This window comes from Paraburkholderia sp. JHI2823, from assembly GCF_038900695.1.
Lineage (GTDB): Bacteria > Pseudomonadota > Gammaproteobacteria > Burkholderiales > Burkholderiaceae > Paraburkholderia > Paraburkholderia mimosarum.
In genome coordinates, this window is record NZ_JAYMRY010000010.1 from 41,870 (window position 1) to 61,990 (window position 20,121).

The 20,121-nt window shown below is 64.9% G+C and carries 13 protein-coding genes; 2 read left to right on the forward strand and 11 right to left on the reverse strand.

What is annotated here, in order from left to right; translation table 11 throughout:
• Positions 1–304 precede the first annotated feature (304 nt).
• Both uvrA and VSR34_RS13690 read right to left on the reverse strand, forming a co-directional pair.
• Positions 305–6,202: an excinuclease ABC subunit UvrA gene (uvrA, locus tag VSR34_RS13685; protein ID WP_342962703.1), complete on the reverse strand. Its 5,898-nt coding sequence runs from the start codon at positions 6,200–6,202 to the stop codon at positions 305–307.
• Between the two features lie 208 nt (positions 6,203–6,410).
• Positions 6,411–8,780, reverse strand: a complete 2,370-nt coding sequence (locus VSR34_RS13690; RefSeq protein WP_342962704.1) for a tetratricopeptide repeat protein — start codon at positions 8,778–8,780, stop codon at positions 6,411–6,413.
• A 227-nt stretch (positions 8,781–9,007) separates the two neighbouring features.
• Between VSR34_RS13690 and adhP the strand changes: the two genes are divergently transcribed.
• Positions 9,008–10,036 (forward strand): alcohol dehydrogenase AdhP, encoded by a 1,029-nt coding sequence (gene adhP / locus VSR34_RS13695; RefSeq protein ID WP_028210989.1) that lies wholly within the window; start codon positions 9,008–9,010, stop codon positions 10,034–10,036.
• Between the two features lie 96 nt (positions 10,037–10,132).
• Here the strand turns inward: adhP and VSR34_RS13700 are convergent, their stop codons facing one another.
• The 4 genes from VSR34_RS13700 to VSR34_RS13715 form a co-directional block, all read right to left on the reverse strand.
• Positions 10,133–10,432 (reverse strand): putative quinol monooxygenase, encoded by a 300-nt coding sequence (locus VSR34_RS13700; RefSeq protein ID WP_028210988.1) that lies wholly within the window; start codon positions 10,430–10,432, stop codon positions 10,133–10,135.
• A gap of 52 nt (positions 10,433–10,484) precedes the next feature.
• Positions 10,485–11,582: an NADH:flavin oxidoreductase/NADH oxidase gene (locus VSR34_RS13705; RefSeq protein WP_342962705.1), complete on the reverse strand. Its 1,098-nt coding sequence runs from the start codon at positions 11,580–11,582 to the stop codon at positions 10,485–10,487.
• Between the two features lie 203 nt (positions 11,583–11,785).
• Positions 11,786–12,469 carry a type 1 glutamine amidotransferase domain-containing protein gene (locus VSR34_RS13710; RefSeq protein WP_342962706.1) on the reverse strand — a complete coding sequence of 228 codons (684 nt, stop codon included), beginning with the start codon at positions 12,467–12,469 and terminating at the stop codon, positions 11,786–11,788.
• Positions 12,470–12,634: 165 nt separating this feature from the next.
• Complete coding sequence (locus VSR34_RS13715) at positions 12,635–13,237, reverse strand: TetR/AcrR family transcriptional regulator (protein WP_028210985.1); 603 nt, start codon at positions 13,235–13,237, stop codon at positions 12,635–12,637.
• Between the two features lie 110 nt (positions 13,238–13,347).
• On the opposite strand from VSR34_RS13715, the gene VSR34_RS13720 reads away from it, so the two are divergent.
• Complete coding sequence (locus VSR34_RS13720) at positions 13,348–13,998, forward strand: SGNH/GDSL hydrolase family protein (protein WP_028210984.1); 651 nt, start codon at positions 13,348–13,350, stop codon at positions 13,996–13,998.
• 108 nt (positions 13,999–14,106) lie between these two features.
• On the opposite strand, the gene cyoD is transcribed toward VSR34_RS13720, so the two are convergent.
• The 5 genes from cyoD to VSR34_RS13745 all read right to left on the reverse strand — a co-directional run bounded on the left by cyoD (position 14,107) and on the right by VSR34_RS13745 (position 19,863).
• Positions 14,107–14,436, reverse strand: a complete 330-nt coding sequence (cyoD, locus tag VSR34_RS13725; RefSeq protein ID WP_028210983.1) for a cytochrome o ubiquinol oxidase subunit IV — start codon at positions 14,434–14,436, stop codon at positions 14,107–14,109.
• Entirely contained in the window at positions 14,437–15,048 is a 612-nt protein-coding gene (cyoC, locus tag VSR34_RS13730; RefSeq protein ID WP_028210982.1) for a cytochrome o ubiquinol oxidase subunit III, read from the reverse strand.
• The gene (cyoB, locus tag VSR34_RS13735) at positions 15,048–17,081 is read right to left on the reverse strand and encodes a cytochrome o ubiquinol oxidase subunit I (RefSeq protein ID WP_028210981.1); all 2,034 of its coding nucleotides are present in this window, start codon (positions 17,079–17,081) and stop codon (positions 15,048–15,050) included. Before cyoB ends, cyoC begins: the two co-directional genes overlap by 1 nt.
• 4 nt (positions 17,082–17,085) lie before the next feature.
• Positions 17,086–17,973 (reverse strand): ubiquinol oxidase subunit II, encoded by an 888-nt coding sequence (cyoA, locus tag VSR34_RS13740; RefSeq protein ID WP_028210980.1) that lies wholly within the window; start codon positions 17,971–17,973, stop codon positions 17,086–17,088.
• Between the two features lie 339 nt (positions 17,974–18,312).
• Positions 18,313–19,863: an NADH-quinone oxidoreductase subunit M gene (locus tag VSR34_RS13745; protein WP_028210979.1), complete on the reverse strand. Its 1,551-nt coding sequence runs from the start codon at positions 19,861–19,863 to the stop codon at positions 18,313–18,315.
• Between the last annotated feature and the right edge of the window lie 258 nt (positions 19,864–20,121).

Genomic DNA, 20,121 nt, shown 5'->3' on the forward strand with positions numbered 1-20,121 from the left:
CAGGCGCCGATACGACGATCGGCATCGAATCGTCTTCCCTGAAAAGACAAAGGCTTCGCGGACTTGTTGCGAAGCCTTGCTGCACTGATGAGGTGACCCGGATGTGGAACCCGTGGCCGGTTCGGAGGGGATCTGTGGTCCGCGGCTCCGCTCGCCAGAATGCGCCGCTACAGGTGAGCGAACGTTTGCTGCAAGCGGAACCGATGATACCTTGCGCGCGCGGCACAGATCAAGCGGTTTCAAGGCGGAGCGGGCGTTTGCGGCCCGCTCCGCGCAATCAGCACAATCGGCGCAATCGGCGCAATCAGCGCGAACCCGTCGAATTCGCAGCCAGCCGATCCGTCGCCGGTTTCCGGTCAGCCACGTGCGCGCCGCCCTGGCCGCGTGCGAGCACCGGCGCGAGCGCTGCGCCGGTATGACTCGCCGCCACCTTTGCGAGCGCTTCGGGATCGGCGGCGGCGACGATCGTGCCGCCGCCGACGCCGCCTTCGGGGCCGAGATCGATGATCCAGTCGGCTTCGGCGATCACGTCGAGGTCGTGCTCGATCACGACGACGCTGTGCCCCGCATCGGCCAGCCGGTGCAGCACGCTGATGAGGCGCGCCACGTCGGCCATGTGCAAGCCGACGGTGGGCTCGTCGAGCACGTAGAGCGTGTGCGGCGCCTTCTGGCCCCGCCGCGTGACGTCGTCGCGCACCTTGGAAAGCTCGGTCACGAGTTTGATGCGCTGCGCTTCGCCGCCCGATAGCGTGGGCGAAGGCTGGCCCAGCGTGAGATAGCCGAGGCCCACGTCCTTCATGAGTTGCAGAGGATGGGAAATGCTCGTGATCGACCCGAAGAACTCCACCGCCTCGTCGATCTCCATCGTCAGCACTTCGCCGATATTGCGGCCACGCCACGTCACGGCCAGCGTTTCCGGATTGAAGCGTTGACCGTGACACACGTCGCACGGCACCTTCACGTCAGGCAGGAAGCTCATGCCGATGGTGCGCACGCCCTGCCCTTCGCACGCGGGGCAGCGGCCGTCGCCGGTGTTGAACGAGAAGCGCGAGGCGCTGTAGCCGCGGGCGCGCGCCTCGAGCGTGTCCGCAAAGAGCCGGCGTATCGCATCCCACACGCCGATATAGGTCGCGGGACAGGAACGCGGCGTTTTTCCGATCGGCGTCTGGTCGACTTCGAGCACGCGGTCGATGCTTTCCCATCCGCTGATCGAATCGCAGCCCTGCCACACATGCGAGACCTGGAGCTTCGGCTTCGCACTCGTGCGCGCAAGCACGCTCGAACGGCGCTCGGCCGCGCTCGGCGCGCGCTCCTTGACGGCCTTGCGCGCCCGGCGCTCGGCCGGCGACGAAAGCACCGAGCGCCCCACCGCGTCGAGCAGATTGGACAGCAGCACGTCGCGCGCGAGCGTGGACTTGCCCGAGCCGCTCACGCCCGTGATCGCCACGAGGCGTCCGAGGGGAATCTGGGCGGTCACGTTGCGCAGGTTGTGCAGCTTGCCGCCATGCACGGTGAGCCATTGGCCCGGCACCGCCTCGCGGCCCGCGCGCGCGGGCCGCACTTCGCGGCGCGGCTGCAGCGGGTGCTGGATCGGATGCGCGAGATAGCGGCCCGTGAGCGAATCGGCCTGCGCCGCGAGATCGGCCACGCTGCCCTGCGCGACCACGCGGCCGCCCCGCTTGCCCGCGCTCGGACCGATATCGATGATGTGATCGGCGCGCCGGATCGTGTCCTCGTCGTGCTCGACCACGACGAGCGTGTTGCCCTTGTCGCCCAGGCTGCGCAGCGCGTCGAGCAGGATCTGGTTGTCGCGCGGATGCAGGCCGATGGTCGGCTCGTCGAGCACGTAGCACACGCCCTGCAGATTGCTGCCCAGTTGTGCGGCGAGGCGAATGCGCTGCGCCTCGCCGCCCGAAAGACTCGGCGCGGCGCGATCGAGGCTCAGATAGCCAAGCCCCACTTCCTCGAGGAACTGCAGACGGCTGCGGATCTCGCTCACCACGTCGCGCGCGATCTGCGCATCGCGGCCGTTGAGCTTCAGCGCGTCGATCCAGCGGCGCGTATCCGCCACGGTCCACTGGGCGACGTCGACGATCGGATGCGCGTCGAACGTCACGGCGCGCGCGACCGGATTCAGGCGCGTGCCGCCGCAATCATGGCATGGCTCGTCGGCGAGGCCTTCGGGCTCCTGCTCTTCCGAAGGCAAGGTTTGCTCGCGGCCGCGGCCGTCCTCGGCGACGATCGTGTCGTCGTAGGCGGCGCGCTGCTCACGCGTGAGTGCAAGGCCCGTGCCAACGCAGGTCGTGCACCAGCCATGCTTGCTGTTGTACGAGAAGAGGCGCGGGTCCAGTTCCGGATAGCTCGTGCCGCATACCGGGCACGCGCGCCGCGTGGACAGCACCTTCACGGTGCCGATGCGCGAAGTCGATCCGCCATTGCCGAGCGCATGATCGAGGCCATCGAGCGGCGCGAGCAAATGCACGATGCCCTTGCCCGCTTCGAGCGTCGCATCGAGCATCGCGCGCAATTGCGCCTCGTTTTCCGGCTCGATCACGAGATCGCCCACGGGCAGCTCGATCGTATGCTCGCGGAAGCGGTCGAGCTTGGGCCACGGCGCAACGCTCACGAATTCCCCGTCCACGCGCAGATGCGTATTGCCACGTGCCTTCGCCCACTTCGCAAGATCGGTGTACACGCCCTTGCGATTGACGACGAGCGGCGCGAGCAGGCCGACATGCTGCCCCCGATGCTCGCGCAGAAGCTGGGCAACGATCACATCGACGCTCTGCGAGGTGACCGGCGTGCCATCGTGCACGCAGTGCTGCACCCCGAGCTTCACATAGAGCAGGCGCAGGAAGTGCCACACCTCGGAGGTCGTGGCGACCGTGCTCTTGCGTCCGCCGCGCGAAAGGCGCTGCTCGATCGCGACGGTCGGCGGAATGCCGTACACGGCATCGACTTCGGGGCGGCCCGCGGGCTGCACGATCGAGCGCGCGTACGCGTTGAGCGACTCGAGGTAGCGCCGCTGCCCTTCGTGAAAGAGGATGTCGAAGGCCAGCGTGGACTTGCCCGAGCCCGACACGCCGGTGATGACGTTGAAGCGCCCGTGCGGAATATCGACGTCGAGCGACTTGAGGTTGTGCTCGCGCGCATTCACGATGCGCACGACATCCTCGCCCTGGACTTCGCGGCGCGACTGCGCGGCGCGCAACGCGGTTTGCAGTGCCACGCCCTCTTCTTCGGCCAGCAGCTCGACGCCGCTGCCCAGCGCCGCTTCGTAGCGCTCGAGCGCCGCACCCGTGTGCGAGCGTGGGCACGCGATCACGTCTTCGGGCGTGCCGACGCACACCACTTCGCCGCCCGCGTCGCCGCCTTCGGGGCCGAGGTCGATCAGCCAGTCGGCCGCGCGGATCACGTCGAGGTTGTGCTCGATCACGAGCAGCGAATGACCGCCCGCGAGCAGCTTGCCGAACGCGCGCATCAGCTTGGCGATGTCGTCGAAATGCAGACCCGTGGTCGGCTCGTCGAACATGAAGAGACGGCCGCCCGCCTCCTTGCCGCGCGATTGCGTGGTTTCCGCGAGATAGCCCGCGAGCTTGAGACGCTGCGCCTCGCCGCCCGAGAGCGTCGGCACCGGCTGGCCGAGCTTCACGTATTCGAGACCCACGTCCACGATAGGCTGCAGCACGCGCAATACTTCGGCATCCTCAGCGAAGCACTGCACCGCCTCGCTCACCGTGAGATCGAGCACGTCCGCCACCGAAAGCGCGCGACCGCCGCGCTCGATCTTCACTTCGAGCACTTCCGCGCGATAACGGCTGCCGTCGCAATCGGGGCAGCGCAGATACACGTCGCTCAGGAACTGCATTTCGATGTGCTCGAAGCCCGAGCCGCCGCACGTCGGGCAACGCCCTTCGCCCGAGTTGAAGCTGAACATGCCCGCGGCATAGCCGCGCTGCTTCGCGAGCGTCGCCTTCGCGAACAGCTTGCGGATCTCGTCGAACGCGCCGACATAGCTCGCCGGATTCGAGCGCGCCGTCTTGCCGATCGGCGACTGGTCGACGAACACGGCGTCGCTGATCAGCTCCGCGCCGCTCAGCTTGCGGAACACCCCCGGCGCTTCCGTGGCCTTGCCGAGATGACGCGCGAGCGCCGGATAAAGCACGTCCTGCACGAGCGTCGACTTGCCCGAACCCGATACACCCGTCACGCAAACGAGGCGCTGCAACGGAATCTGCACGGTGACGTCGCGCAGGTTGTGCTCGCTCGCGCCTTCGAGCAGCAGGCTCGGCGTGGCTGCATCCACGGCGCGGCGCGCCCAGTGCGAGGCGTCGGCGACGGCGCGATGCCCGCCCAGGTATTCGCCCGTCAAGGTGCCCGAGGAACGGATGTCGTCGGGCGTGCCGTCGTAGACGATCGTGCCGCCGCGCTCGCCGGGACCGGGGCCCATGTCGATGAGACGATCGGCCGCCAGCATCACCGAAGGATCGTGCTCGACCACGACGAGCGTGTTGCCCGCGTCGCGCAGCCGCTGCATCGCCTCGACGATACGGTTGAGGTCGCGCGGATGCAGGCCGATGCTCGGCTCGTCGAGCACGAACAGCGTCTTGGTGAGCGAGGTACCGAGCGCCGTGGTCAGGTTGATGCGCTGCACTTCGCCGCCCGAGAGCGTGCGGCTCTGGCGGTCGAGCGTGAGGTAGCCGAGGCCCACGTCGCAGAGATACTTCAGGCGTGTGCGGACCTCCTCGAGCAGCAGCTTGAGCGCGTCGTCAAGCAATGCTGAGGATAGCGAAAGATGGTCGAAGAAACGGCGGATGCGCTCGATCGGTAAAAGCATGATGTCGTGCACGGTGAGGCCCGGCAGCGCTTCGAGCTGCGCGCGCGTCCAGTCCACGCCGTGCGGCAGGAAACGCGCGGATGGCGCGAGCACCTCGTCGGCGTTCTCCCGTGTGCCGAGACGCCATTGCAGGGACTCGGTCTTCAGGCGCGCGCCGCCGCACGTATCGCACGGCGTGTAGCTGCGGTATTTCGACAGCAGCACGCGGATGTGCATCTTGTAGGCCTTCGACTCCAGATACTGGAAAAAGCGCTTCACGCCGTACCACTGCGTTTGCCAACTGCCCTTCCAGTCGGGCGCGCCATTGATGACCCAGTCGCGTTGCGCCTGGGTCAGCTCCGACCACGCGGTATCGCGCGGAATGCCCGCCTTGGCGGCATAACGCATCAGGTCGTCCTGGCATTCTTTCCACGCGGGCGTTTGCAGCGGCTTGATCGCGCCGCCGCGCAGCGTCTTGCGCTCGTCCGGGATCACAAGTCCCCAGTCGACGCCGATCACGCGGCCAAAACCGCGGCACGCATCGCAGGCGCCGTACGCTGAATTGAACGAGAACATCGCGGGCTGCGGGTCGGCGTAGCGCAAGTCGCTATCGGGGCAATGGAGGCCGGTCGAGAATCGCCAGATCTGCAGCTCGGCTTGGTCATCCGCATCGCTCGCCGGCAGCACATAGACGTTCACTCGCCCGCTACCGCGCTTGAGCGAAGCCTCGATCGCCTCGATCGCGCGGCTTTTCTCCACGTTCTGCATGCGGAAACGGTCGGCGACCACGTCGAGCAGCTTGCGCGTGCCCTCGGCGGTCTTCACCTCGCGCTGGGCCTGCACGCGTGTGTATCCGCTCGCGGAAAGCCATTGCGCGACTTCTTCCTCGGTAGTCGTATCGGGCAGCTCGACCGGGAACGTGACCACGAGGCGCGGATCGCCAACCGCCGTGCGCGCCGTCAGCTCCGCGTAAATCGTCTCGGGCGTGTCGTGCCGCACGGGCTGCGCCGTGACACGGTCGAACAAGTTCGCGGCGCGCGCATAAAGCAGCTTCAGGTGGTCATTGAGCTCGGTCATCGTGCCAACCGTGGAGCGCGAGCTGCGCACCGGATTGGTCTGGTCGATGGCGATGGCCGGGGGCACGCCGTCGACGCGATCGACCTGCGGCCGGTCCATGCGGTCGAGGAACTGGCGCGCGTAGGCGCTGAAGGTTTCGACGTAGCGGCGTTGGCCTTCGGCGTAAAGCGTGTCGAATACGAGGCTCGACTTGCCGGAGCCGGAAGGCCCGGTGACGACCGTCATTTCGCCGGTGTGGAGGTCGAGATCGAGGTTCTTGAGGTTGTGCTGGCGGGCACCACGGATACGGATGGATCGGTTTTCGCTCACTTGCGCTGGCATTCCGGCTGGATCACACGCATGGGGCCGGACGGCGCGCGAGTGGCGGCGCGGCCCGGCAGCTTGCAGCGGGGCGCGCGCGGAAACACCGGCGCGCAGCCCTGGCTGTCAGGCAGAGATTCTACTGTATATTTATACAGCACGCTGAAGGCGTGCCGGGCACCGCGTCGCCGCCTGCTATCGAAATATTTGGGCGAATTTACGCGCCAGGTCGCGATTGCGAGGCCACCCGCCACATGCCTTCGTACGCCGACTCGACACCGCGTGCAAAACGCTCGCCGTCCATGAGCGGCGACTGCGCCATGCGCTCGCGCAGCGTCGCGCGCAGCATGGCGAGGCGCGGCAGGTCGGTCGCGAGACTCACGGCCGCCTCCACGAACGCCTCGTCGGAATCGGCTGCGAGATCGGTGAGGCCCAGGTTCGCGAGCTGGCTCAAACCCGCACGCCCCGCCACCGTCGGCCCGATGCGCGTGACGACGGGCACCCCCATCCAGAACGCGTCGAGCGACGTGGTATGGCCGTTGTAGGGCAACGTGTCGAGACTCAGATCGAACTCGTGATAGCTGCGCAAATAAGCGTCGCGCGGCCTGAATGGCAGGAAACGCACGCGCGACGGATCGATTCCGGCATGCGCGAGGCGCTGCGCGAGACGGCGCTGCGCGCCGCCTTCGGCTGCCATGAGCACGAGGCGCGCCGTAGGCAGACGGGCGAATACGCGTGCCCATAGCCGCAACGTCGTATCCGTGAGCTTGCAGGGGTTGTTGAGGCTGCCCAGCGTGACGTAGCCCGCGCTCGATGCCGGCAGCGCGTTCACTTCGGGCTCCGAAGCAAGCGGATCATAGCACCAGAACGTGTGCGGCAGGCGCCACGAGCGCTCCGTGTAGTGACCGTCGTGGCCGGGCGGGTCGAGCCAGGGGTCGGTGAGCCGCCAGTCGATCGCCCCGATCCCGGTCGTGCCTGGATACGCGAGCCAGGCGACCTGCACCGGCGCCGGCTTGCGAGCGAACAGCAACGGCCGGCCATCGGACATGTGCATCGTGAGATCGACGAGGATGTCGATACCATCCGCGCGGATCGTGTCCGCCAGCGCCGCGTCGCTCAGGCCGCGGACTTCGTGCCAGTTTTCGACGTGTGAAGCCAGACGCGCGGTCGTCGCGTCGGGCCTCACGACGCTCGAATACGCATGAATCTCGAAGCGAGTGCGGTCATGATGCGCGAGCAGCGGCGTCATGAACAATGCCTGGCAATGCTCACGAAAATCGGCCGATACATAGCCGATGCGCAGTCGCCTTCCTTCCGCGGGTTCGGCATCGTCGTGCGTGCGCGCCGGGCCCAAGGGCGCTTCATGTTGCGCCGACCAACGTCGCGCCTCGTCGAGAATCGCCTTCGGATCGGCAGCCTGGAACGACAGGGCGTACAGGAGGTTGCTGTGCGCGGTCAGATTGCCTGGCTCGATCATCACGGCCCGGCGGAAACACTCGATGCCCTCGTCCAGATCCCCGCAGTCCTTGAGCACGTTGCCGAGGTTATTGAGCGTGGCCGAACGTGACGGATCGAGATCGAGCGCCTGGCGCAGCAGCGCCTGCGCTTCGTCGAGCCGGCCTCGCGCGCGCATCAGGTTCGCTGCGTTGTTGTACGCATCGACGAAACCCGGACGAACGCGAATGGCCGTTTCGTACGCTTCGTGTGCGGCCCGATGCTCGCCGAGATCGCGGCAGACGTTGCCCAGATTGTTTGCCGCTTCCGCAAGCGCAGGATCGAGCGCGAGCGCACGGCGATATTGCGCTTGCGCTTCGGGCAGCTGGCCGCGCGCCTGAAGCGCGACACCGTAGTTATAAGCAGCATGCGCGACGTGCGGTTCGAGCGCGACTGCGCGTTCGAGCAAGGACAGCGCCTCATCGAGGTGACCCAGGCGCGTCAGCAGCACGCCCACGTTGATCATCGCGACCGCCGTGTCCGGCGCCGCCGCCAACGCGGCGCGCAAATGCGCGAGCGCCTCTTCGTCGTGCCCTTGCTCCTGCAGCAACGTGCCGAGGTTCGTCAACGCGTTGGCGTCGCCGGGTCGGATGGCGAGCGCGCGGCGATATGCCGCCTCGCCCTCGCCGGATTCGCCCAGCAGGCGAAGACAATTGCCGAGGTTGTTCCAGACATCGGCGCGGTTCGCATCGGACTGCAGCGCCGCTCGCCACGCGTCGGCGGCTTGCGCCAGCGCACCGTGCGCCTGCAATGCCGCAGCAAGGCCGCACCGGAAGTCGACGGACGTCGCCTCTTCCGCGAGCAGACCGCGGTAGACCGCTGCCGCTTCGGCATGGCGTCCCGCCATCGCATAGGCCTGAGCCAGCGCTTCGCGGTAGCGCCGCTGCCCTGGGTCGACGGCTAGCGCACGCTCCAGCCAGCCGGTCGCGTCGGCGGGCGCGCCCTCCTGCAACCCGATCACGCCGAGACGAAACATCGCGCCCGCGTGCGCGGCATCGACAGCAAGCAGTTCGGCGTACAACTGACGCGCGCGCGCGAGGTCGCCGGCGAAATGACTTTCGCTTGCGCGATCGAAGAGGGAATCGTTCTGCATCGGGTTGACTGAATTGGGGCAGCGGCACGGGTGCCGCCCATCGTCCGATATTAACGGCAGATTCGTTCGAAAACTTTTCCCTCTTATTTCCCCAGTCACTCAACACTTGCGCACGCTCATCGCACGTGCACGCCCTTTCGCTCAAACTTTCAAGTTGAACGCGGACGCCCGGCGACACCGCGATGCCCTTCGCATCCGGCCGCGCGCCGCCATTCAGGAGCACGACGATGAGCAAGACGATGCAAGCTGCGGTAGTCCGCGCGTTTGGCAAACCCCTCGTCCTCGAGGAAGTGGACGTTCCAACCCCGGGTCCGGGCGAGCTGCTGGTGAAGATCGAAGCATGCGGCGTCTGCCACACGGACCTGCATGCGGCGCATGGGGACTGGCCCGTCAAGCCCCAACCGCCGTTCATTCCTGGCCATGAGGGCGTGGGCTACGTCGTGGGCGTGGGCGCGGGCGTCACGCATGTGAAGGAAGGCGACCGTGTGGGCATTCCGTGGCTCTATTCCGCCTGCGGCCATTGCGAGCATTGCCTGGGCGGCTGGGAAACGCTTTGCGAGCAGCAGAAGAACACCGGCTATTCGGTGAACGGCGGCTTCGCGCAATACGCAAAAGCCGACGCGAACTACGTGGGCCGCCTGCCGAAGTCGATCGACTTCATCGAGATCGCACCGGTGCTTTGCGCAGGCGTGACGGTCTACAAGGGCCTGAAGGTCACCGATACGCGCCCCGGCAACTGGGTCGTGATTTCCGGCGTGGGCGGCCTCGGTCACATGGCCGTGCAATACGCGCGCGCGATGGGGCTCAACGTCGCGGCCGTCGATGTCGACGATACGAAACTCGAACTCGCGAAACGTCTCGGCGCGACCGTGACCGTCAACGCGAAAACGACCGACCCCGCTGCGTATCTGAAGAAGGAAATCGGTGGCGCGCACGGCGTGCTGGTCACCGCGGTTTCGCCGATTGCGTTTTCGCAGGCGCTCGGCATGGTGCGCCGGGGCGGCACGGTGTCGCTCAACGGCCTGCCGCCCGGCGACTTCCCCCTGCCGATCTTCGACATGGTGCTGGGCGGCGTGACGGTGCGCGGCTCGATCGTCGGCACGCGGCTGGATCTCGAAGAGTCGCTGATGTTCGCCGAGGAAGGCAAGGTCAAGGCGACCGTCTCCACCGACAAGCTGGAAAACATCAACGACGTGTTCTCGCGCATGGAGCGCGGCGCGATCGAAGGCCGCGTCGTGCTGGATATGGCTGGTTGAGCGGCGCGCGGCGCTTGAGCAACAGGCGCGGGACGCCGCTGCATGGCGACGTCCGGCGCGAGCTTGCCAACGCGACAAGCACGGCAACGGCGCGCTTCAGCCCGCGACGTCCACGCCCGTCAGGATCTTGACCTCGGGCGGCTCCGTGACCCAGGCGCCGATCTTCGCGCGGTACGCGATGAAGTGCGCGCTTTCGCGGTGCGCCTGCACTGCGGCCTCGTCGAGATAGATCTCGTAGAGGTAGAAGCCCGGTGCGCCGTCGGCGCGGCGCAGCAGGTCGTAGCGCACATTGCCCGGCTCCTTGCGCGTCTGTACGACCATGTCGAGCATGAGCGCTTCGACGTCGGCGACATGCTCGGGCTTGGGCGTGATGCTCGCGAACAGATAAACGGTCATTGGAATTTCCTCGTCGTCAACGGATTGGGGGGTCGGCAAACTTCAGCAAGGTTCAGCCGACCTTGTAGCGCTCGAGCCAGTGCGCGTATGGCGCGGGCAAGGTCCACGCGGCGCGCTCGACGCCGAGATCCTGCGCCGCGAAGTACGGCCAGTGCGGATTCGCGAGATGCGCGCGGCCGACCATCACGACGTCGAGCTGCTCCTTCGCCACCGAGCGTTCAGCCAGTTCGGGCGTGCCGATACCCCACGCCGACGAAACCGGCAGCCCGGCCGCGCGGCGCACCTTCTGCGCGATCGGCGCGAGGAACGCGGGCGCCCACGGAATCTGCGCGGCGGGCGTCGAGAAACCGACGCTGACGCCCAGCATGTCCAGCCCTTCGCGCTTGAAGCCCTTGGCGAGTTCGATCGACTCGGCGAGCGTCTCCTCGTCGCGGCCGTCGTACTCGATCACACCAAAGCGCGCGGTCAGCGGCAAGTGCTCCGGCCAGACCTTGCGCACCGCGGCCAGCGTTTCCAGCAGGAAACGGCTGCGGTTTTCGAGGCTGCCGCCATAGGCGTCGTCGCGCTGGTTCGAATGCGTCGAGAAAAAGCTCTGGCCGAGATAGCCGTGCGCGAAATGCAGCTCGAGCCATTCGAAGCCCGCTTCGAGCGCGCGCTTCGCCGAGGCTACGAAGTCCTCGCGTACGCGCGCGATGTCGTCGAGCGTCATTGCCCTGGGCACCTTCGGCAGATGCGCGCCGAACGCAATCGCCGATGGCGCGATGGTCTGCCAGCCGCGCGCGTCACTATCGGCAATGTGGTCGTCCCCTTCCCACGGACGGTTCGCGCTAGCCTTGCGACCCGCGTGCGCAATCTGGATGCCGGGCACCGCGCCCGCCGCCTTGATCGCCGCGACGGTGGGCTTGAACGCCTCGGTCTGCGTGTCGTTCCACAGGCCCGCGCAAGCCGGCGTGATGCGCCCTTCGGGCGAAACCGCCGTCGCCTCGACGATCACGAGACCCGCGCCGCCGCGCGCGATCTGCGCGTAGTGGACGTGGTGCCAGTCGTTGATCACGCCGTCGACGGCCATGTACTGGCACATCGGCGGCACGGCGATGCGGTTGCGCAGGGACACGCCCTTGAGCTTGAACGGTTCGAGCAGTGCGGACATCTACGACTCCTTTCTGGGCACAGGTCGCGCCTCGCGCGGCGCCTGCGCCGGTTGGCAAAAACGGGATTTCCTTGCGGCAACACGCAGCCGGGCAGCCGCTGCGAGCGGCGCTCGCAGCGTTGCCTGAAGGAAAAGGAAACAGGAAAGAGACGTTCGCGGCGCGCCCGGCAGCGAAGCGCGCGAACGCGAACGATCAGGCGCGCTCAGGCACGACGAAGCGCCGCGAGCAAGGCCTCGGCAACCGGCTCGGACGACGCCGGGTTCTGCCCCGTGATGAGCAGGCCTGCGGTCGCAACGTGCGGCTGCCAGTCGGCGGCCTTCGAGTACTGGCCGCCGTTGGCTTTCAGCATGTCCTCGACGAGGAACGGCACGACGTCGGTCAACTGCACGGCCGCCTCTTCGTCGTTCGAAAAACCGGTGACCGACTTGCCGGCCACGAGCGGCTTGCCGTCCGCGCCCTTCACATGACGCAGCACGCCGGGCGCGTGACAGACCGCGGCGACGGGCTTGCCCGCGGCGATCGTCTTTTCGATCAATGCGATCGAGACGGGATCTTCGGCGAGATCCCAGAGCGGGCCATGGCCGCCCGGATAGAACACGGCGTCGAACGCACTCCCATCGACATCGGCGAGCCGTTTCGTATTGGCAAGCGCCGCTTGCGCCTCGGTGTCGGAGGCGAAACGCCGCGTCGCATCGGTCTGCGCGGAAGGATCGCTGCTCTTCGGGTCGAGCGGCGGCTGGCCGCCTTTGGGCGAAGCGAGCGTCAGCGCCACACCGGCGTCGCGCAGCGCGTAGTACGGCGCGGCGAACTCCTCGAGCCAGAAGCCCGTCTTCTTGCCCGTATTGCCGAGGTCCTCGTGCGAGGTCAAAACGATCAGTACCTTCATCGGCATTCCTTTATCGGTAAGGTTTGGACGCTTGCGCGTCCCCTGGGAACCAGTCTCATTGGCATGATCTGCATGCGCTATTAGACCGGTCGTCTAGATCATCGGCACAATGCGCGACAATCGCGCGCGGTTCACGCGCCGCGCCCGCCGCTGCTTTGCGTTCGATTAGTTGCCTGGAGGCAGGTTCAACAGGATTCGCGTGGTCGCCATGGCCGCATCGAGCGGCTTGCGGTCGCGGTGAATTTTTTCGAGCAGCGTCGCGCCCAGCCACAGTTCGTAAAGCGTCACCGCCATCGTCGCGGCGTCGTTCACGCTGACGAGCGAGCCGTCCGCGCGCCCTGCTTCGATGCACGCGGCAATGCGCGAGATCGTCGCGTCCGTGCCAAGTCGCAGCGCCTCGCGCATCGCCTCGGAAAGGTCGCTCACCTCGGCGCCCAGCTTCACCGCGAGACACTTGCCTACGGGATCGTCGGCGCACTGGATCATGCGCCAGTCGTCCCAGTAGCGCATCAGCTTCTCGGCCGCCGTGCCGGGCTGCCGCACGAGCAGATCGTCGAGGCGCTCCGCATATTCGGCGAAATATGACGTCAGCAACGCTTCGCCGAACGCCTCTTTCGAACCGAAATAGTGATAGAACGAACCCTTGGGCACACCGGCGGCCGCCAGGATCTCATTGAGACCGACTGCGGAAAAGCCCTTGCCCAGCAAGATGGGCATGGCGGTATCGAGGATGTGTTGCCGCACTTCGACGGCTGCCGCTGCATTCATGAGACGGCATGTTACAGAGGAATTAGACCAGTCGTCTAGTAATCTCCGATGCTGAGTAGTGGCATTGCAGTCCGCCCCCAATCACGGCAACCATCTGCGAGAGGCAACCCATGACGTCACGCACCCTGCTCTGTTACGGGGATTCCAATACGCACGGCACGAAGCCGGTCACCGTGCCCGGCGTGTCCGAGCGATTCGGCCCTGCCGACCGCTGGCCAGGCGTGCTGCGCGAGGCACTCGGGCCGGGCTGGACGATCATCGAGGAAGGCCTGCCCGCGCGCACCACGGTTCACGACGATCCCATCGAAGGCCGGCACAAGAACGGGCACGCCTACCTGCGTCCTTGCCTCGAAAGCCAGTTGCCGGTTGACGTGGTCGCGCTGATGCTCGGCACCAACGACCTCAAGATGCGCTTTTCCGTCACGCCGGCCGACATCGCGAACTCGGTCGACGTGCTGCTCGAAACGCTCGTCGCGTGCCGTGCGGGTCCGGGCGGCGCGACGCCGCACGTGCTGCTGATGGCGCCGGTGCCGATCGAAGAGATCGGTTTCCTCGGCGAGATCTTCACAGGCGGCACAGCGAAATCGCGCCTGCTTGCCCCGCTCTACGAGCGCGTGGCCGTGAAGTACGGCTCGGCGTTTCTCGATGCCGGCGAGTTCGCGACGGTCAGCCCCACCGACGGCATTCACTACGAAGCCTCACAACACCATCGGCTTGGCAAGGCCGTCGCGGAAGTCGTGCGCCAGCGCTTCGGCGCTTAGACGCGCAAGCAGGCGCAAAAAGAAAAAACGCCGCCGGCCCGAAGGCCTGGCGGCGCTTTCCTTCGCTTCACCTGAATAGCGAAGCGCGGGTCCAGCAACGATGAACGCTTAACGCGACATCATGTTCATCGTGACGTTGTGCATGACCCACAGCGTGCCGATCACGAGGATCAGCACCGTCAGCACGGTATAGCTGAATGCAGTCACGTTCCAGCGCTGGCTCGACGACGCATTCATGTGCAGGAAGAACACGAGGTGCACGACGATCTGCACGACCGCCAGGACGCCGAGGCCGATCAGCGCGGTTTCGCGCGCGAAGCCGCCGTGCAGCACGAGCCAGAACGAAGCGGCCGTGAGCACCACCGCCAGGACGAAACCGACCAGGTAGCTGCCTACGCTGCCGTGGCTTTCTTCTTCGTGGATGGAATGAGCACTCATTTAGATCACGCTCGCAAGATAAACAAAGGAGAACACGCAGATCCAGACGATGTCCAGGAAGTGCCAGAAGAGGCTCAGGCACGTCAGGCGGCGGATTTCGCGCTCGTCCAGCTTGGGAGCAACCGCGATCTGCACCATCAGGACGATCATCCAGATCATGCCGAACGTCACGTGAATACCGTGGGTGGCGACCAGCGTGAAGAACGACGAGAGGAACGCGCTGCGGCTCGGGCCCGCGCCTTCTTCGATCAGGTGCGCGAATTCATGCAGTTCGAAATACAGGAACGTCGCGCCGAGCAGGAACGTGACGGCCAGCCAGAACAGCACTTGACCCGTGCGCTTCTTGTGCGCGCCGATCATCGCGAAACCGTACGTGATGGACGACAGCAGCAGCACTGCCGTTTCCAGGGCCACGCCCGGAATGTCGAACAGGTCCTTGCCCGTCGGGCCGCCTGCGAACTGGTTCTGCATCACGGCGAACACTGCGAACAGCGAGCCGAACAGAATACAGTCCGTCATCAGGTACAGCCAGAAGCCGAACACGGAGTGTGACGGCGGGTGATCGTGGTGATCGTGCTCCGCGAGTGCGGCCGCACTTGTCTTCGTCAACATCAGTTGGCCTCCAGTGCTGCTTCAACCTTGCCACCGCGTTGCTTGTCAGCAAACGCCTTGACCAGTGCGCGATTGCGCGCTTCTTCGTCTGCCCGGACCTTGGCGGCCGGGATGTAATAGCCTTCGTTCTTCTGGAAGCTATAAGCGATGACCGTGCCGAGAATCCCGACGAAGCTGGCGATCGCGAGCCACCAGATGTGCCAGATACCTGCGAAGCCCAACGCGAGCGTGAAGATGCCGGTAAAGACACCTGCGCTGGTATTCGACGGCATGTGGATGTCCGTGTACTTCGTGTTCGCGACGTCCACGGTTTCGCGACCGGTTTCCTTCAGGTGCGCAAACTCGTCGAGCTCGCTCACGTGCGGAATGATTGCGAAGTTATACGACGGCGGCGGCGACGAGATCGACCATTCGAGCGTACGGCCACCCCACGGATCGCCCGTCAGGTCGCGGTTGCCCGGCAGGTTGCGGTCGCGGACCGAAACGTAGATCTGCAGCAGCTGGTGCGCGATGCCGATGGCCACGAGCACGGCGCCGACCCAGGCGGCGATCATCCACGGCTGCCATGCCGGATTGTCGTAGTGGTTCAGGCGGCGGGTTGCACCCATGAAGCCGAGCACATACAGCGGCGTGAACGCGAGCCAGAATCCCGTGAGCCAGAACCAGAACGCACGCTTGCCGATCTTTTCGTTGAGCTTGAAGCCGAACGCCTTCGGGAACCAGTAGTTCATGCCCGCGACGTAACCGAACAGCACGCCGCCGATGATCACGTTGTGGAAGTGCGCGATCAGGAACAGCGAGTTGTGCAGCACGAAGTCGGCGCCCGGGATTGCCAGCATCACGCCGGTCATACCGCCGATCGTGAACGTGACCATGAAGCCGATCGTCCACAGCATCGGTGCCGAGAATTCCACACGGCCGCGATAGATCGTGAACAGCCAGTTGAAGATCTTCACGCCCGTCGGGATCGCGATGATCATCGTCATGATGCCGAAGAACGCGTTGACGTCAGCGCCCGAACCCATCGTGAAGAAGTGGTGCAGCCACACGAGGAACGAGAGCACCATGATCGCGCACGATGCGTACACCATGGTCTTGTAGCCGAACAGCGGCTTCTTTGCGTACGTCGCGACGATTTCCGAGAAGATACCGAACGCCGGCAGGACCAGGATGTACACCTCGGGGTGACCCCATGCCCAGATCAGGTTCAGGTACAGCATGACGTTGCCGCCGCCGTCGTTCGTGAAGAAGTGCGTGCCGATGTAGCGATCGAGGCCGAGCAGCGCGAGCGTCACGGTCAGGATCGGGAACGCGGCCATGATCAGCACGTTCGCGCACAGCGCCGTCCACGTGAACACCGGCATCTTCATCATCGTCATGCCCGGAGCGCGCATCTTGATGATCGTGACGAAGAAGTTCACGCCGGTCAGCAGCGTACCCACGCCCGAAATCTGCAGTGCCCACAGGTAATAGTCGACGCCGACGCCCGGACTGTACGCCAGCTCCGAGAGCGGCGGATACGCGAGCCAGCCCGTCATCGCGAACTCACCGACGACGAGCGAGATCATCATCAGCGCCGCGCCGACGGCCGTCATCCAGAACGACAGGTTGTTCAGGAACGGGAACGCAACGTCACGCGCGCCGATCTGCAGCGGCACGATGATGTTGAACAGGCCCACCATGAAAGCCATCGCCATGAAGAAGATCATGATCACGCCGTGTGCCGTGAAGATCTGGTCATAGTGATGCGGCGGCAGATAGCCCGGCGCGTTGTACGCGAGTGCGAGCTGGGTGCGCATCATGATCGCGTCGGCGAAGCCGCGCAGCAGCATGACGAGCGCGAGGATGATGTACATCACGCCCAGACGCTTGTGGTCGACGCTCGTCAGCCACTCCGTCCAGAGATATTTCCACTTACCCAGGTAAGTGATCGCGCCGAGCAGGGCTGCCCCGCCCAGCGCCATGGCGAGCGCCGTGACCACGATAATTGGCTCGTGGTACGGAATCGCATCCAGTGTAAGTTTTCCGAACATGCCTTTACCCCTTGGTCACGCACGACGGGTCACTGAAATTCGTGACGTGGCCGTTGTTGTACTTCGCGATGATGTTGTTGAAGAGCTTCGGGTCGACCGTCGAGAAGTATTCAACCGGAGCCTTCTCGCTCGGCTTGGCGACCGTCGCGTACTGATCCATGGAAAGCTGCGTCTGCGAAGCCTTCACCTTCTGGACCCACGCGTCGAAGTCTTGCTGGCTCGTGGCGAGGGTGCGGAACTTCATGTCCGAGAAGCCCTTGCCGCTGAAGTTCGCCGAGAGGCCGGCGTAGTCGCCAGCGTGGTCGGCGATCAGGTGCAGACGCGTCTGCATGCCAGCCATCGCGTAGACCTGCGTGCCAAGCTGCGGGATGAAGAACGAGTTCATCACCGAGTCCGACGTGATGCTGAAATTCACCGGCGTGCCAACGGGCACGGCCAGCTGGTTCACCGTCGCGATGCCGAGATCGGGGTAGATGAAGAGCCACTTCCAGTCGAGCGCGACCACTTCGACGTTGATCGGCTTGACGTTCGATTCGAGCGGCTTGTAGGGGTCGAGCTCGTGCGTGGTGTTCCACGTGAGCACGCCGAGGAACAGAATGATCAGCGTCGGGATGGTCCAGACGACGACTTCGATCGCCGTCGAGTGCGACCACTTCGGCGCATAGGTGGCGCTACGGTTCGACGCCCGATAGTGGAACGCGAACCACAGCGTCAGGACGATCACGGGGATCACAACAATCAGCATGGCCCAGGTGGAAGTCGCGATCAGCGACTTTTCCGCCACGCCCACACTTCCTTTGGGGTCGAGGAGCTCCATGTTGCATCCGGAAAGACACAAGGCCAATCCGGCGCTTACGGGAAGCAGTAACCTTTGAAAGGTCGTTCTTTTCATCACGTTTGCCTGAATTTCATTCATTGAATAGTTCCGGACACATCCCCTGACATCCGACAAAGGAAGCGCGTCCGCATCATACAGCCGCTTTGATATTTCGCAATCAATGAATGTGGAAAATGACCTTTGTCAAAAGCAGATCGAGACACTTTGCCGCATGTGTTCGCGAGGTTTGTCGCGCCTCGGAAACACACGCACATCGCGCCCCACTCTGCTCTTGACAGCGGCCCGCCGCGGCTACTTCTCGAATTTCAAAATTCGAAAACCCTTCCACGCAGCAGCGCGCCGTACCGCCTTGGGGCGGTACGGCGCGCTGGTTGCGTTGTCAATCTTCTTTGATCAAGTCGGCGAGTGCGGCTGCGCGGCACGAACGTCCGTGCCCGCGCGCACTGCGTCAGCAGGCGCCGCATCGTCGACAGGTTGCTTGCTGCGGCCGGCCTGGGTGACGAGGTTCGCCGCCGAGAGCTCGATCGCGTCGGTCATCGGCTTCGGATAGAGGCCGATTGCCAGCACGAACGCTGCGAGCGAAGCGAAGATCAGCGTTTCGCGGCGGCCGATGTCGGCCAGCTTTGCCACGCCCTTGTTCGCCACAGCGCCAAAGATCACGCGCTTGTACATCCACAGGGTGTACGCAGCGCTCAGAATGACGGTCGTCGCGGCGATCGCGCCGACCCAGAAGTTCACGCGGATCGCGCCCATGATGACCATGAACTCGCCCACGAAGCCCGACGTGCCCGGCAGGCCGAGGTTGGCCATGCAGAACAGCATCATGAACGCCGCGTAGCGCGGCATCACGTTGACGACACCGCCATAGGCCGAGATCGTGCGCGTCTTCGTGCGGTCGAACAGCACGCCGATCGAGAGCAGCATCGCGCCCGAGACGAAGCCGTACGAGATCATCTGGACGATCGCGCCCTCGGTGCCGATCTGGTTGAAGAGGAAGAGGCCCAGCGTGACGAGGCCCATGTGGGCGACCGTCGAGTACGCGAGCAGCTTGGTCATGTCGGTCTGCGCGAGCGCGAGCAGGCTCGAATAGACCACGGCCACGAGCGAGAGCGTGATGATCGCCGGGGCGAAGAAGTGCGCGGCGTCGGGCGTGATCGGCAGCGTGAAGCGCAGGAAGCCGTAGCCGCCCAGCTTCAGCATGGCCAGCATGACGGTGGCGCCGGTCGGCGCTTCGAGGTGGACGTCGGGCAGCCAGGTATGGAACGGCCACATCGGCACCTTCACGGCGAAGGCCGCGAAGAAACCGATGAACACGAGAATCTGCGGAATGAAGCCGAGCGTGAGGCCGTGCCACGCGGACATGTCGAACGTGTGCGACTGGCTGTAGAGGTACAGCATCGACACCAGCATCAGCAGCGAGCCGGCGAGCGAGAAGAAGAAGAACTTGACCGCGGCGTAAGTGCGGCGGGCATTGCCCCACGCGCCGATCAGCAGGTATAGCGGAATCAGCGTGGCTTCGAAGAACACGAAGAACAGCATGCCGTCGGTCGCCGCGAACGTGCCGACCATCAGACCCGAAAGAATCAGGAACGCGCCGAAGTACTGGGCGACGCGCACCGTGATGGACTCCCACGACGCGACCACGATCACGAGCGTCGTGAACGCGGTGAGCACCACGAGCCACATCGAAATGCCGTCGACACCGAGTCGCCACGCCACGCCGAACTCAGGCAGCCATTCGCGGAACTCGACGAACTGCATGCCGGCCTGATGGTTGTCGAAGCCGGAGATGAGCGGGAGGGTCAGCAGCAGACCGACGACGGCGCCAATGAGCGACAGCCAGCGGGCACGCTGCGGATGACGATCCGACCCGAGGCGCAGCACGGCCACGCCGAACAGGATGGGAATCCAGATCGCCAGACTCAGGAATGGAACGGATTGCATTTCAACAGGACCTCAAAAATGCGGAGCAAATGGCTTCCACGGCGCACGATCAGGTGCGCAAGCAACTTGAAAGATTGACGCGGGGTGAAAATCGAACCTGGCTGGCTGTAATGTATTTGTCAGCTATGAGGCGAAATGCAACACACGTTCAAGGGTTAACGAGGGTAAACGGAATACGGAAGTTTTGCAGCGCAACAACACGGGCCGGATCGAAGACTGACACAAGTCATTGTTTTTATTTCAAAACGCACCAGGAGA

Bases quoted from the DNA above. Each gene is read 5' to 3' on its own strand.
- VSR34_RS13690 (WP_342962704.1), bottom strand. From the start codon at position 8,780: ATGCAGAACGATTCCCTCTTCGATCGCGCAAGCGAAAGTCATTTCGCC.
- adhP (WP_028210989.1), top strand. From the start codon at position 9,008: ATGAGCAAGACGATGCAAGCTGCGGTAGTCCGCGCGTTTGGCAAACCC.
- VSR34_RS13700 (WP_028210988.1), bottom strand. From the start codon at position 10,432: ATGACCGTTTATCTGTTCGCGAGCATCACGCCCAAGCCCGAGCATGTC.
- VSR34_RS13705 (WP_342962705.1), bottom strand. From the start codon at position 11,582: ATGTCCGCACTGCTCGAACCGTTCAAGCTCAAGGGCGTGTCCCTGCGC.
- VSR34_RS13710 (WP_342962706.1), bottom strand. From the start codon at position 12,469: ATGAAGGTACTGATCGTTTTGACCTCGCACGAGGACCTCGGCAATACG.
- VSR34_RS13715 (WP_028210985.1), bottom strand. From the start codon at position 13,237: ATGAATGCAGCGGCAGCCGTCGAAGTGCGGCAACACATCCTCGATACC.
- VSR34_RS13720 (WP_028210984.1), top strand. From the start codon at position 13,348: ATGACGTCACGCACCCTGCTCTGTTACGGGGATTCCAATACGCACGGC.
- cyoD (WP_028210983.1), bottom strand. From the start codon at position 14,436: ATGAGTGCTCATTCCATCCACGAAGAAGAAAGCCACGGCAGCGTAGGC.
- cyoC (WP_028210982.1), bottom strand. From the start codon at position 15,048: ATGTTGACGAAGACAAGTGCGGCCGCACTCGCGGAGCACGATCACCAC.
- cyoB (WP_028210981.1), bottom strand. From the start codon at position 17,081: ATGTTCGGAAAACTTACACTGGATGCGATTCCGTACCACGAGCCAATT.
- cyoA (WP_028210980.1), bottom strand. From the start codon at position 17,973: ATGAAAAGAACGACCTTTCAAAGGTTACTGCTTCCCGTAAGCGCCGGA.
- VSR34_RS13745 (WP_028210979.1), bottom strand. From the start codon at position 19,863: ATGCAATCCGTTCCATTCCTGAGTCTGGCGATCTGGATTCCCATCCTG.